The following is an 11,896-nucleotide window of genomic DNA, read 5'->3' as shown; positions in this document are numbered from 1 at the left end:
TCCTATCTCCCGAAGAAGGCCCTGTGGATCACCCGGACCGCCTCCTGTCCCCGCTCCTCGTCCACCACGAACGAGAGATTGCGCTCCGAAGACCCTTGGGCGATGGCGTGTACATTGATTCCCCTCTCACCCACGGCCTGGAAAAGGCGGCCGGCGAGCCCGGGCGTACCCCGCATATTCTCTCCCACGATGGCGATGATCTCAAGATCCCTGATGCACTCGAAGTCCGAGATGATCCTCGCCCTACGCTCCGGCTCGAGTGAGCGCTCCAAGGCATCGAGGGCCCTGTCCACCTCCTCCTTCCTGCAGACCACACAGATACTGTGCTCCGAGGAGGCCTGCGAGATCATGATGATGTTCACCTTGGCCTCGGCGAGGGCGGAGAACACGCGCGCCGCGATCCCGGGCACCCCCATCATCCCGCTGCCCTCTATGTTGATGAGGGCCACACCAGGAATCGAGGCGATGCCCGTGATGGGCCAAGGATGCGGTTTGGGATGCTTCACGATACGCGTACCCGGAAACCCGGGATTCATCGTGTTCTTTATCACGATGGGGATGTCCCGCTCCACCGCAGGGATCATGGTGTAGGGATGTATCACCTTGGCCCCGAAATAGGAGAGCTCCATCGCCTCCTGGAACGAAACCTCCTCGAGGACGAAGGCTTCAGGAACCACCCGGGGATCGGCACTCAGGACTCCGTCGACGTCGGTCCAGATCTCCACCTCCTCGGCACCCACTCCGGCCCCCACGATGGCCGCACTGTAGTCAGAGCCGTTCCTTCCCAGAGTGGTCGTCACCCCCTCTCTGGTTGCGCCGATGAATCCCGTCACCACATAGATCGCATCCCCGGCGAGCCTCTCACGGATCCTCCCATAGGTCTCCTCGAACTGCACCACCGCGCTCCCGAACGAGTCGTCCGTGAGCACCACCTCCCTCGCGTCCACGTACTCCGCCCTCTCACCCAGCGAGAGAAGGTAGCGGGTCACGAGGGTGCAGTTGAGACGTTCGCCGAAGCTCGCCACCAGGTCGAGACTCCGCCTGGAACACTCGCGCACGAGCTCGATGCCGTGAAGGATGCTCGAGAGATCCTCGAGCAGTGCGGAGACGGCATCCCACGCCGCCCCGGCCTGTGTCCCATCCCCCATGAGAGAGGAGAGTGTCTCCTTCTGCCTGGAGGTGAGCGAAGAGAGGTCCTCACGGTACGAGGGATCCCCCGATTCGGCCTTGCGGGCCATGGAGAGGAGGAGGTCGGTGACCCCCTTCATGGCCGAGAGCACGACCGCCACCGGCTCCCTCTCCCGAGCCTTCCTCACCAGCTCCACCACGTGGGCGATCTTCGGCCCATCGGCGACAGAGCTCCCTCCGAACTTCATCACCTTCATCTTTCCGGGTCCTCCATCCTGTGCTACAATGATCAGGCTCAATCATTGCAGAGATGAGGGGTTTTAGCAATACACAAACGGTATACTTATGCATTATCGCGGTAGAACGGCCCTGAAAACGAAAAAATATGCAATCCTCGCGTGTGCACTGCTCTGGGCCTCCTGTCGTACGCCGGCACCGTCCCCTCCCATCGCCCCCCCACCCTCCCCCGCCCTCCCCACTCCCGCGGAAAAACCCCTCCCCTCCCTCCCCCCCGATCTCTTCCCCGTACACGGCAAGGACGGCCGGCCGGTGGCGGCCTTCCGGTCCGACACCGGGGAGGCCCTCATCCTGTGCACTCCCGGCGCCCCATACCGCTGGGAAGAGCTCTCCGACATCAACCGTATCTACCAGACCGAAGATCTGCCCGACCTCGCGATCGCGTGGGTCACGGAACAGGGCCTGGAGCGCCTCCCCCTCGGCCGGTATCCCGTGCTCAAGGAGGCACGCTCCCTCACCCTCGCCTCCCCCCGCAGAGGGATAGCGCTCCTTCTCACCTGCCTCAAACCCCAGAAGATCGTGCATCTCCTCGTCTCCTCCGGCGGGAACGGCCTGCCGTCGATCGACACCTTCTTCACCAGGCCCTCCATGACCACCTCCTTCCAGGACCTCGACACAGACGGCACCATCGACGTGCTGGTCAGGGAGACCGTACGCGAGGAGGGCGTGGGCCGGGAGACCTATCTCTCCTGGTACACCTGGAACGGGATCCGATTCTCGCTCGAACGGTCGCTCGGCATCGTACGCAGCCTGAAGGCATTCTTCTCGAAGGCCGGAAGGCTCATCCGCAACGGACCCGAACCCTTCCTCTCCTACGCCTGCGTGGAGGAAGCGGAGACACTGGAGGACGTCTTCGTCATAGAAGAAGGGAACACCTTCAGGCTCCACGGGATCCGAGGGATCACCTTCCCCGAGATCTCGGAGAACCCCTTTCCGGACGGAGGAATGCCGGGGGAGAAGATCCTGGTCCCGGTCCGCATCGAGACCGGGGAAGGATCCTTCGTCGCCACCGCCTTTCTCGGACTCAAGGCCTTCCCCTTCCAGGACCCCCCCTTCGAGTTTCTCATTGACAGACCCCCCACCAATCCGTAGAGTGAGGCACCATGAGATACCGAATCGAAGGCGGCTTCCCGCTCAAAGGCACCATCCTCGCCAAGGGGAACAAGAACGCAGCACTCCCCTGTATCGCCGCCTGTCTCCTCACCGACGAAGAGGTGGTCCTCGAGAACGTGCCCGACATCCAGGACGTGAGGGTGATGCTCGACATCGTCCAGTACCTCGGCGTCCAGGTCACGCGCCTTCGTAAAGACTCCTACAGGCTCAAGACCACCGATATCGTCACCTCAGAAATCCCTCAAGAGAAGGCGAAGCTCATCCGGGCCTCCATCCTCTTCGCAGGCCCCCTCCTGGCCCGTACCGGGAAGGCAGTACTCTCACCCCCCGGCGGAGACGTGATCGGTCGAAGGAGGCTCGACACCCATTTCCTCGCCCTCTCCGCCCTGGGCGCCCGGGTGGAGATCGACGGCGTCTTCAGGCTCACGGCCCACAGACTGGTGGGGGACGAGATCTTCCTGGACGAGGCCTCGGTGACGGCCACCGAAAACGCCATCATGGCCGCCGTGCTCGCCGAAGGCACCACCGTGATACGGAACGCGGCGTCCGAGCCCCACGTACAGGACCTCTGCCACATGCTGAACCAGATGGGAGCGCAGATCTCGGGGATCGGTTCGAACGTCCTCACCATCGAAGGAGTGGAGCGCCTCTCGGGTACCACCTTCGCCATAGGGTCCGACTACATGGAAGTGGGTTCGTTCATCGGACTCGCGGCCGTCACCAGGGGCGATGTGGTCATAGAGAATGCAGACCCCCAGCACCTCAGGATGACCAAACTCGCCTTCGGGAAGCTCGGGATCTACTGGGAACAAGAGGGGCGCACCATCCACGTGCCGGCCGGGCAATCCCTCAAGGTGGTGCCCGATCTGGGAGGGGCCATTCCCAAGATAGACGATGCCCCGTGGCCCGGATTCCCGGCCGACCTCACGAGCATCATGACCGTGGTGGCCACCCAGGCCGAGGGAACCATCCTCATCCACGAGAAGATGTTCGAGTCACGCATGTTCTTCGTGGACAAACTCATCGAGATGGGCGCACGCATCATACTCTGCGACCCCCACCGCGCCGTGGTCTCAGGACCTTCACGGCTTCGGGGCTCCGAACTCACCTCGCCCGACGTACGGGCAGGGATGGCCATGGTGATCGCCGCCCTCTGTGCGGAAGGTGAGAGCCTCATCCACAACGTCTACCAGATAGAACGGGGATACGAGGATCTCGTGGAACGACTCCAGCATCTCGGGGCCCGCATCAGGAAAGAGTCGTAGTCACCGCTCGATTCCGTAGTACGAACAGTACCATGCCACGAACCGCCGGATCCCTTCCGAAAGCGGGGTGGAGGGATGGTAACCCACGGCCTCCTCGAGCGATTCCGTACTCGCATGGGTGGCCACCACGTCCCCGGGTTGCATCTCACGATAGACGATCCTGGCCTCCCGACCCAGCGCCTCCTCGATGGCTCTGATGAAGTCCATGAGGCCCACGGGCGAACCGTGGCCTATATTGTAGACCCAGAAGGGAGCCGACGATCTGTCGGGCCGGGGATCACTCGGATCCCAGTCCCGCCTCTCAGGGAGAGGATGCTCCGCCACCCGCGCGACTCCCTCCACCACGTCTTCCACATAGGTGAAGTCCCGCTCCATACGACCGTGGTTGAAGACCTCTATGGGCTCGCCTTTGAGGATGCGCTCGGTGAAAGAGAAGTAGGCCATGTCGGGACGTCCCCAGGGCCCGTAGACGGTGAAGAACCTGAGCCCTATGGTGGGAAGGCCGTAGATGTGGCTGTAGACGTGTGCAAAGAGCTCGTTCGAGCGCTTGGTGGCCGCGTACAAGCTCACCGGATGATCGACCCCATCCCGCTCGGAGAACGGGACCTTCTCGTTGAGCCCGTAGACGCTCGACGTACTGGCGTACACCAGTCTCTCCACTCCGCAGCGCCTCGAAGCCTCGAGCACGACCCAGAACCCTTCGATGTTGCTCTGCAGGTAGACCTCCGGATGGGTGAGGGAATACCGGACCCCTGCCTGGGCCGCGAGGTGGATGACACGTTCCACCCCGTGACGCCGGAGGAGGGTCTCCAGGAAGCCGCTGTCCCGAATGTCTCCGAAGTAGAAGGTGTAGCCATCGCGGATCCTCGAGGATATCCCTTCCCCCCGCTCGCCTACCACGATTCCGTGCTCCGCAAGACGCGCCTTCTTGAGCCCCACGTCATAATAGGGGGAGAGGTTGTCGATCCCCACCACCTCGTGTCCCTTCCGCAGGAGGAGATCCACGAGATGGAACCCCACGAAACCGGCACTCCCTGTCACCAGAAACCTCATATCGCTTCGTCCTCCCTCTGTCGGTACACCCTGTCACTGCATCGCCCTCACCAGGAGGAGGAGGCTGAGGCCCAGGAGCACGGCGCTCCCCACGACGAGGACGGCGACCGCCGCCCCGCTCCCACCCAGCGCCATGGCCGCCGCGATGAGACGGGCGCCTCCCTTCTCCATCATATCCGCAACCCACCACACCGCCGCAGCCACGAGAGATCCCCCCACCACGAGCAATCCCCACGATCGCCTCGCAGCCCTGTAGCGTCCCCTCCATGCAAGGGCGAGCACGAGAAACGATCCTATCAGAAAGAGCAGCGCCCTGTATATCCGTATATAGATGAGGGTCGTGATCTCCCCTCGGGGAAGGAGCACCCGATCGGGAAACCACACGAGCTGGAAGAGTTCGGAGAGGGTCCTCCCCTCCCACCCTGTGCCACCCAGGAGCAGGATCTGATCCACATCGAGCCCCACCGGCACGAGGAACACAGGGTCGTACGGGACCTCGCCCTCCTCCTCGGGAAGGAAGCGCACCGACCGATCGCTCCGCCCCACACAGTGGAGCACGAGGACACCCTGCTCGATCTTTGCGTAGGGCGCCCGGAGGCGGTAGAGCAGGGCACCCTCCCCTCCCACACCGGTCACCTCCACCCCGAAACCGTAGGTCCCCTCGGCCACCCGGATCACCCTCTCGAGATAGAAGAAGTCGATCCTGTCATCCCCCCTCCTCGCGAAGAAGACACGGGGAATCCCCCCCACGTCGGACAGATTCGCTATCTCCTCGTAATAGAAGGCGTAGGATTCCACCCTCTCCCTGGCCTCCTCGTAGTACCGCACCACATCGGCGTCACGGGGCCGTTCCTCCTTGAGGCGCATGAAGGCATAGTAGGCACCGAGATAGTCTCCTCCCATGAGACGCTCGTACGCCTGCCGCTTGGCGGCGAAGAAGTCCTTGTCCTTCCTGGAGGAGGCCGTCTCTTCCTCCCGCAGGATGGCCTCCCACGCCTTCGCCTGAAGCCTTCTCGCCTCCACCAGGGAGGGCTCGATCGTATGGGCGAGCCGCGCATAGTAGTAGGCCGTATACGCGTCCTCCTTCTGGAAGGCCTCTTCCGCCAGACGAAGGGCCTCCCCCGCCGAGAGGTTGCGTGGTACGGCGGGGAAACCCTCCTCCTCCCCCGCCTCCTCCACCATGGGCCGTCCCCGCTCGAGGGTACGAAGCTCCTCACGGTACGCCTCATCCGAGGGGATCAGCCTCGTGTAACTCCTGAGTGCCTGCAGCATCGTCGCCTCGTCCCCTCGTTCCTTCGCACCTTCGTAGAGGTCGAGAAACTCCTCGGCGAGCCGGGTCCTGTACTCCAGATGTCGTGCATTCCGTATCACGAGCGGCTTGACCCCCTCCTGGAGGAGGAGATAGACCCCCGCCTCCACCACCACGAAGATGAGGAGGCCCTGGAGGATCCTGAAGCGATCCTTCACATCCTGCTGGATGAGCAGGTATCGGGAAGAGAAAAAGCCCACGACCAGGACCACCGAGAGGAGATGAAAGAAGAGGAAATGTCTCAACCATCCGGCGACACCCTCATACAACCGCCACGGAACGGCGAGCAGGGGATGTACAGGAGCCTCACCCTTCCCCATGACATACACCCATCCCATCACGAGGACGAAAGAGATCAGATAGCAGACGAAGAGCCCCCTCACGATACGCCCTGCAGGACTCACCATGCCACCTCCTCCCGGAGGCGTGCATAGGGCAGGAGGAAGAGGAGGAAGAGGAGGGCGCATAGTCCGATGAAGGCGGGGATGCCGAGAACCACGTAGTCAAAGGACAGGGGAATCCGCGACACGACTTCGACGAAGAGCGGCTCTTCGGTGAAGCGCTTCACCCCCCACATGAAGAGCCCGGGGGTCATACCCATACCGACGGCGAGGATCGTGTTGAAGAAAGGCCAGCGGGTGAATCTCACCCAGGTCCACATACCGATCGAGAAGAGGAACCATGAGCCGAGGAAGAGAAGAGACCGTGGTGCCCCCATGGAAAAGGCCTGGTCCCACACCTCTTCCATGGTCAACGTCACCTCTTCCCACACGGAAGCCCAGCCGGGGATCGGAGCGAGGACCGAGGCGTCGTACCTTCGGGAAAGGTCGATCGATTCCGTCTCTCCCAGGACATACCGCCCGGTCTCCTCGTCGAACCACCCTTCCTGGAAGAGGCGGACGACCGGCTCGCGTTCGAACCACACATCCACCACCCCGGCATCGAACCTTCCCGAGGCATACACGAAGAGGTACCGATCCTCCGCCGTTCTCACGAGTGCCTGCGAAGAGACCGGCGAGGTGTAGCGCCACTCAAGGGCGGCCACCCCTTCCTTCAGGGGAGGAACGGCGAAGGCATACCAGAGGTAGAGATATCCCGTCATGAGCAGGGCGAGCTCCAGGATGGAGAGGAAGAGAACGCCCGGACGAACGAACACCCTCGAGAGGCTTATGATGAGCGCCAGTACTCCTGCCGAAGGCCCCAGGGCCCTCAGGGCCTTCAGGAAGAAAGGAAGCACTGTGGTCTTTCCATCCACCGTGACATACACGCCGTCGGCGAGACCCCAGGAGGCCATCCCCCAGGAAAGCACTCCCAGAAGGAGTATCACGAGGAGCCACACCACATAGTACACAGGGAGGAAAAGAGAATCCCTCATGCCTGATTCCTTCATCGATCCTCGTCGATCAGCATGTAGCCCTTTCTGATCACGGAAACGAGCACACCCTCCAGATCGAGTTCGGCCAGTTTCTTCCTCAACAGGGAGACGTGCATATCCACGGCCCGGGACGATCCGTTCCTCATGCCCACGGCATGGGAGAGCGCCTCCCTCCCGAGGGGTTTCCCCCTGTGCCGCACCAGGAGGGAGAAGAGATGCCCTTGAACGGGAGTGAGACGCACCTCCTTCCCCTCCCGTCTGAGGACTCCATTGTGGTACTCACAGACCTTTCCTCGCAACACCACCCGCTGGGGAAGAAAACGTCGGGCCCGTACCAGAAGCTCTCCGACGCTCCAGGGTTCCTTCAAGTAGTCTCCGCACCCGAGGGCGAACGCCTGGGCAACATAGTCGGCCGGACCATAGGGGATCCACACCGGTCCCCCTTCTCCGGTCTCGAGGGATATGGAAAGAAAATCCTTCCAGGGGAGGGAGACCACCTGGCAGCACTTCGCCTCTTCGACATCTTCCAGTATGACGATGTCCTCCTTCTGGGGATGGGGGAAGTCCTTGTAGTCCAGCCAGAAGTAGTACCTCACATCAGCGTCGGGGAGGAACACGCCAATGGGTATCTCACGACCCCGAGGAATCATGCGGAAGCCCCAGTCGTTTCTTGAGATCCTCGAGGAGGACGTCCGCCTTGTCCTCCGGTTTCTCGAGCTTCCTTATCTGTTCCTCAAGCGACAGGGTCGTATCTTCCACCTCGAGGGCCTCGGTGGCTTCGGCCTCGGCCTCCAGCTCCTCGACTCTCTTCTCGAGTTCCTCGAACGCGGCAAAGGCAGAGGTATCAGAGAGCCCCTTTATGGTCTCCTGCAGACGTTTCTGGGCCTGGACCCGTTTCGCTCGTGCGATGAGGATGTTCCTCTTCCTCCTCGCGTCCTCAATCCTGTCCTGGAGGTCTCGGAGCGAGGCCTTCAGCTTCTCCACCGTGGCGTGCTGCTCCTCATGGCTCTTTCGGTACTGCTCGAGCACCTCGAGAAGCTCAGCCTTCTTCACCAGAGCCTGCTTCGCCAGATCCTCCCTGCCGGCCTTGAGGGCGGTCACGGCCTTCTGCTCCCAGTCGTCGACCTGAGCTGCGTATTCGGACACCCTCTTCTCCAGCCTCTTCTCATCCGCGAGGGCCTGGGCAACCGAGCGCTTCGCCTCGAGGAGCTGCTTGTTCATGTCGAGGAGGAGTTGATCGAGAAGCTTCTCGGGATCCTCGATACGCTTGAGAAGGGCATTGAATTGAGCCTTCACGGCCCTCACGAGGCGCTGAAAGAAGCCCATACCCTTCCTCCCTATCCCAGGAAGACCTGGCCGTTGTTGTCTATGGCGAGGATCGTCTTACACTCCGAACAACGAAAGCGCCCAGGACGCGTGGCCTTCAACTTCTTCGAACAGATGGGACACTTGAAGATCTTGGGGAAGATCTCGGTTTGTACCTTCTGCCCCCCTTCGGAGAAGTGGGCGACCGCCTCTTCGAGATTGTCCTTTATGGTGAAGAACTGGGAGAATCCGAGGAGCTGGAAGACTTCGTACACCTTCGGCTGGATTTCGAGGAGCACGATGTCTCCCCCCCTGGGCTTCACGGCCTTGAGGAACGCGGTGAACGACCCTATACCGGTACTGGAGACATAGTTGAGCCCGCCGCAGTGGAAGATGAGACGGATGTATCCTTGTTCGATCGCCCTGGTGACCTTCTTCTGGAAAAAATTCGAATTATACGTATCTATGTAGCCCGTAAGAAACAGGATGAGACACCCAGGCACCGAGTCGACCTTCTGAAGACGTATCTTGAGGCTTTCATCCTTCTCCTCGTCGAATCCTGGGATGATGTCGTTATTTGCCATTCCCGAACCTCGCTTTTTGCTTCATGTGACTATACCTACATAATATAAGTCTATGTATGGTTTGTCAAATCCGCATCCCCTCCGAGGATCACAATCTAAGTCCCTTATCGGCAGAAATCACCGCCCCATTTACAAGAGGAGTAGGCATTTTCACCAGATAGCGGACGAGGTCCACCACCTCTTCCGACGAGGCGATACGCGCCTCTGGGACCTTTCGCCAGCGTTCCCGCTCCTCCCGAGAGGTGTACTCGGTGAACACGACACCGGGACAGATCACATTGCAGGCCACGTTCGAACTCCCGTAGACCACCGCCACCGACTTCGCGAGCACTCCGAGCCCTGCCTTCGCTGCCGCATACGGCGTGATGGAGGTATACCCCCTCAGTGCGTCGCTCCCTGGCCCCCCGAAAAGGACGATACGGCCATGTCCCCGCTCCGCCATCAGTCCCGCCACCATGCCCACCACGGCCCCGGGTAGTACGAGGTTTCCCCGGACCATCCGTTCCCACACCTCCAGGGATGCCTGCCCGAGGCCCACGTACTCCACCGGTCCGGCACACCACACCACGATGTCGAACGGGAGGCGGGATGCCACCTCCCTGAGGAATACCTCCCGCTGGTCAAAGGGACACAGGAATCCGTCCACCTGTTCGGCAGTGCGCGCACACAAGGCACGCGTCTCCTCGAGCCGTGCCTCGTCGTGTCCTCCATGGACGACGACGGACGCACCCTCCTCTGCGAGCATGAGACTCACCCCTCGCCCGATCCCTCCGGATCCTCCGACCACCAGAGCCCTCTTTCCGCCGAGGTCTTTCCGATCCTTCCGCACGCTTGACCTCCTCACGCCACTATCCTATCATGACATAGAGAGCGGGTGAACGACATGAAGCGACTGTTCCTCCTGTACATGATGCTCGGAACCTTCCTGTGGGCATACGACCCTGTCGGGGGTGTGCTCTTCGACCTCACCCTCGAAGAGCTCATCGAGACCCTTCCCGAGGGAAAAGAGGAGATATCAGGGTTCTACCTCGTCCTCGATGGTATCATAGGCTCCGTGAAGGTCCTACATCCCGAGGAAGGAGAGTCCTTCACCGCCCAGATGGAACTCGTCTCGGGCGCATGGCTCTCGGAGGAGGAGGTGGCCCTCTACCGCGCGGACGTCATCCTCAGGGGTGCGGAGTTCCGATCGAGGATACCCCTCTCGAGGAGGGATCCCATCCTCCCCGAGAGCCTCATCGAGAGGAGGAGGGTCATCGTCCTGTGCAGGCTCATCGACGTGGACTCCTCCCCGGACGGGACCCCTGTCCCGGTGCTCCTCGCGAAAGCGGTGAGGGTGATCAGATGACTACTCGAATCTCACCAGATCGGGGGTGATCATCTCGAGCCCCCTGAACCTCGCCTCGAGCACGGCCCGCGTGAGCACGTTTTTCAGTTCCCTCACGTTACCCGGCCAGTCGTACGAGAGAAGGCGGTCCATGGCCCCGGACGAGATCCTGGGCGAGCATCCGTACTGGTCCGCGAGCATCCGGGTGAAATACGAGGCGAGAAGGGGGATATCCTCCTTGCGATCGGTGAGGGGGGGAATCGAGATCTTCAGCACATTGATCCGGTAGAAGAGGTCCGCCCGGAACCGCCCCCGCTTCACCTCCCCCGCCAGATCCCTGTGGGTGGCGCACACCACACGCACATCCACCCGGATCGAGCGATGTCCGCCCACCCTCACGACTCGCCCCTCCTCCAGGACACGGAGGAACTTCACCTGCAGGTCCGCCGGAAGCTCTCCCACCTCGTCGAGGAAGAGCGTCCCGTTGTCAGCCTGCTCAAAAAGACCCGGCCGCCTCCGCGCATCGGTGTAGGCCCCCTCCTCGGTACCGAAGAGTTCTGCTTCGATGAGAGAGGGAGGAAGTGCACCACAATTGACCGCCACAAAAGGCATCTCCCTCCTGGGAGAGAGATCGTGGAGGATCCGGGCCACGAGTTCCTTGCCCGTCCCCGTCGCGCCCTGGATGAGCACGGTCTCCTTCACCCGGGCCACCAAGGGCACATATTCCCGGATCTTCACGATCGACTCGCTCTTGCCCACCAGACGCTCGAGCGGAGACCTGTCCCCCACGCCCGAAGAGGAGTAGCCTTTGCACCGAAGTGCCCGCTGAAGTGCACGATGAAGGGCTTCCCTTTCAGGAGGGAAAGGGAGATAGTCCACGGCACCCAGGTCCATCCCCCTCACCACCGTGTGGGGGGACGGGTCGGGAGAGCAGAGGACGAGGGGAATATGGGGGCAGACATCCACCAGTGTTCTCGCGATCCCCTGCCATTCATCTCCCGCACCATGGACAAGGATCACCGCATCCGGTCTCTCATCACCGAGCCGCACCTTCACTGCGGTCTCATCCAGCAGAACCATGGAGACATCTTCCGGAAGGAGGAGCCTGAAAAAGTCCTCGCTCCCTCCCTTCATATCTATAAG

12 protein-coding genes are annotated in these 11,896 nt (G+C 61.7%); 3 read left to right on the top strand and 9 right to left on the bottom strand.

The window, feature by feature from the left end; translation table 11 throughout:
• Positions 1 to 2: 2 nt before the first annotated feature.
• Positions 3 to 1,385, bottom strand: a complete 1,383-nt coding sequence (locus tag SPITH_RS00260) for an aspartate kinase (protein ID WP_014623746.1) — start codon at positions 1,383 to 1,385, stop codon at positions 3 to 5.
• 88 nt (positions 1,386 to 1,473) lie between these two features.
• On the opposite strand from SPITH_RS00260, the gene SPITH_RS00255 reads away from it, so the two are divergent.
• Positions 1,474 to 2,517: a hypothetical protein gene (locus SPITH_RS00255; RefSeq protein WP_014623745.1), complete on the top strand. Its 1,044-nt coding sequence runs from the start codon at positions 1,474 to 1,476 to the stop codon at positions 2,515 to 2,517.
• 11 nt (positions 2,518 to 2,528) lie between these two features.
• Positions 2,529 to 3,803, top strand: coding sequence for a UDP-N-acetylglucosamine 1-carboxyvinyltransferase (gene murA, locus SPITH_RS00250; RefSeq protein WP_014623744.1), 1,275 nt, complete (start codon positions 2,529 to 2,531; stop codon positions 3,801 to 3,803).
• On the opposite strand, the gene SPITH_RS00245 is transcribed toward murA, so the two are convergent.
• The 7 genes from SPITH_RS00245 to SPITH_RS00215 form a co-directional block, all read right to left on the bottom strand.
• Positions 3,804 to 4,856: an NAD-dependent epimerase/dehydratase family protein gene (locus tag SPITH_RS00245; protein ID WP_014623743.1), complete on the bottom strand. Its 1,053-nt coding sequence runs from the start codon at positions 4,854 to 4,856 to the stop codon at positions 3,804 to 3,806.
• Positions 4,857 to 4,889: 33 nt separating this feature from the next.
• A complete protein-coding gene (locus SPITH_RS00240) occupies positions 4,890 to 6,572 on the bottom strand; it encodes a hypothetical protein (protein WP_014623742.1) in 1,683 nt (560 codons plus the stop codon).
• On the bottom strand, positions 6,566 to 7,540 hold the full coding sequence (locus SPITH_RS00235; RefSeq protein ID WP_014623741.1) for a hypothetical protein: 975 nt from the start codon (positions 7,538 to 7,540) through the stop codon (positions 6,566 to 6,568). The genes SPITH_RS00240 and SPITH_RS00235 overlap by 7 nt, the downstream gene beginning before the upstream one ends.
• Before the next feature lie 11 nt (positions 7,541 to 7,551).
• Entirely contained in the window at positions 7,552 to 8,190 is a 639-nt protein-coding gene (locus SPITH_RS00230; RefSeq protein WP_014623740.1) for a response regulator transcription factor, read from the bottom strand.
• Positions 8,171 to 8,866, bottom strand: coding sequence for a PspA/IM30 family protein (locus tag SPITH_RS00225; RefSeq protein ID WP_014623739.1), 696 nt, complete (start codon positions 8,864 to 8,866; stop codon positions 8,171 to 8,173). Before SPITH_RS00225 ends, SPITH_RS00230 begins: the two co-directional genes overlap by 20 nt.
• A gap of 11 nt (positions 8,867 to 8,877) precedes the next feature.
• Positions 8,878 to 9,429 (bottom strand): STAS domain-containing protein, encoded by a 552-nt coding sequence (locus SPITH_RS00220; protein WP_013312862.1) that lies wholly within the window; start codon positions 9,427 to 9,429, stop codon positions 8,878 to 8,880.
• An 88-nt stretch (positions 9,430 to 9,517) separates the two neighbouring features.
• Positions 9,518 to 10,258 (bottom strand): SDR family NAD(P)-dependent oxidoreductase, encoded by a 741-nt coding sequence (locus tag SPITH_RS00215; protein ID WP_014623738.1) that lies wholly within the window; start codon positions 10,256 to 10,258, stop codon positions 9,518 to 9,520.
• A 54-nt stretch (positions 10,259 to 10,312) separates the two neighbouring features.
• Here SPITH_RS00215 and SPITH_RS00210 point away from each other — a divergent pair, with 54 nt between their 5' ends.
• Positions 10,313 to 10,774: a hypothetical protein gene (locus SPITH_RS00210; protein ID WP_014623737.1), complete on the top strand. Its 462-nt coding sequence runs from the start codon at positions 10,313 to 10,315 to the stop codon at positions 10,772 to 10,774.
• On the opposite strand, the gene SPITH_RS00205 is transcribed toward SPITH_RS00210, so the two are convergent.
• Positions 10,775 to 11,887, bottom strand: a complete 1,113-nt coding sequence (locus tag SPITH_RS00205; RefSeq protein ID WP_245523406.1) for a sigma-54-dependent Fis family transcriptional regulator — start codon at positions 11,885 to 11,887, stop codon at positions 10,775 to 10,777.
• Positions 11,888 to 11,896 lie beyond the last annotated feature (9 nt).

The sequence above is a fragment of the Spirochaeta thermophila DSM 6578 genome (assembly GCF_000184345.1).
Taxonomy (GTDB): Bacteria; Spirochaetota; Spirochaetia; order Winmispirales; family Winmispiraceae; genus Winmispira; species Winmispira thermophila.
Note: the sequence above shows the minus strand (reverse complement) of the source record. Positions and strands in the feature narration are given on the sequence as shown.

Excerpts from the sequence above, each read along its gene's own strand:
- SPITH_RS00225 (WP_014623739.1), bottom strand. The coding sequence starts at position 8,866 with ATGGGCTTCTTTCAGCGCCTCGTGAGGGCCGTGAAGGCTCAATTCAAT.
- SPITH_RS00230 (WP_014623740.1), bottom strand. The coding sequence starts at position 8,190 with ATGATTCCTCGGGGTCGTGAGATACCCATTGGCGTGTTCCTCCCCGAC.
- SPITH_RS00235 (WP_014623741.1), bottom strand. The coding sequence starts at position 7,540 with ATGAGGGATTCTCTTTTCCTCCCTGTGTACTATGTGGTGTGGCTCCTC.
- SPITH_RS00205 (WP_245523406.1), bottom strand. The coding sequence starts at position 11,887 with ATGAAGGGAGGGAGCGAGGACTTTTTCAGGCTCCTCCTTCCGGAAGAT.
- SPITH_RS00260 (WP_014623746.1), bottom strand. The coding sequence starts at position 1,385 with ATGAAGGTGATGAAGTTCGGAGGGAGCTCTGTCGCCGATGGGCCGAAG.
- SPITH_RS00245 (WP_014623743.1), bottom strand. The coding sequence starts at position 4,856 with ATGAGGTTTCTGGTGACAGGGAGTGCCGGTTTCGTGGGGTTCCATCTC.
- murA (WP_014623744.1), top strand. The coding sequence starts at position 2,529 with ATGAGATACCGAATCGAAGGCGGCTTCCCGCTCAAAGGCACCATCCTC.
- SPITH_RS00210 (WP_014623737.1), top strand. The coding sequence starts at position 10,313 with ATGAAGCGACTGTTCCTCCTGTACATGATGCTCGGAACCTTCCTGTGG.
- SPITH_RS00220 (WP_013312862.1), bottom strand. The coding sequence starts at position 9,429 with ATGGCAAATAACGACATCATCCCAGGATTCGACGAGGAGAAGGATGAA.
- SPITH_RS00255 (WP_014623745.1), top strand. The coding sequence starts at position 1,474 with ATGCATTATCGCGGTAGAACGGCCCTGAAAACGAAAAAATATGCAATC.
- SPITH_RS00240 (WP_014623742.1), bottom strand. The coding sequence starts at position 6,572 with ATGGTGAGTCCTGCAGGGCGTATCGTGAGGGGGCTCTTCGTCTGCTAT.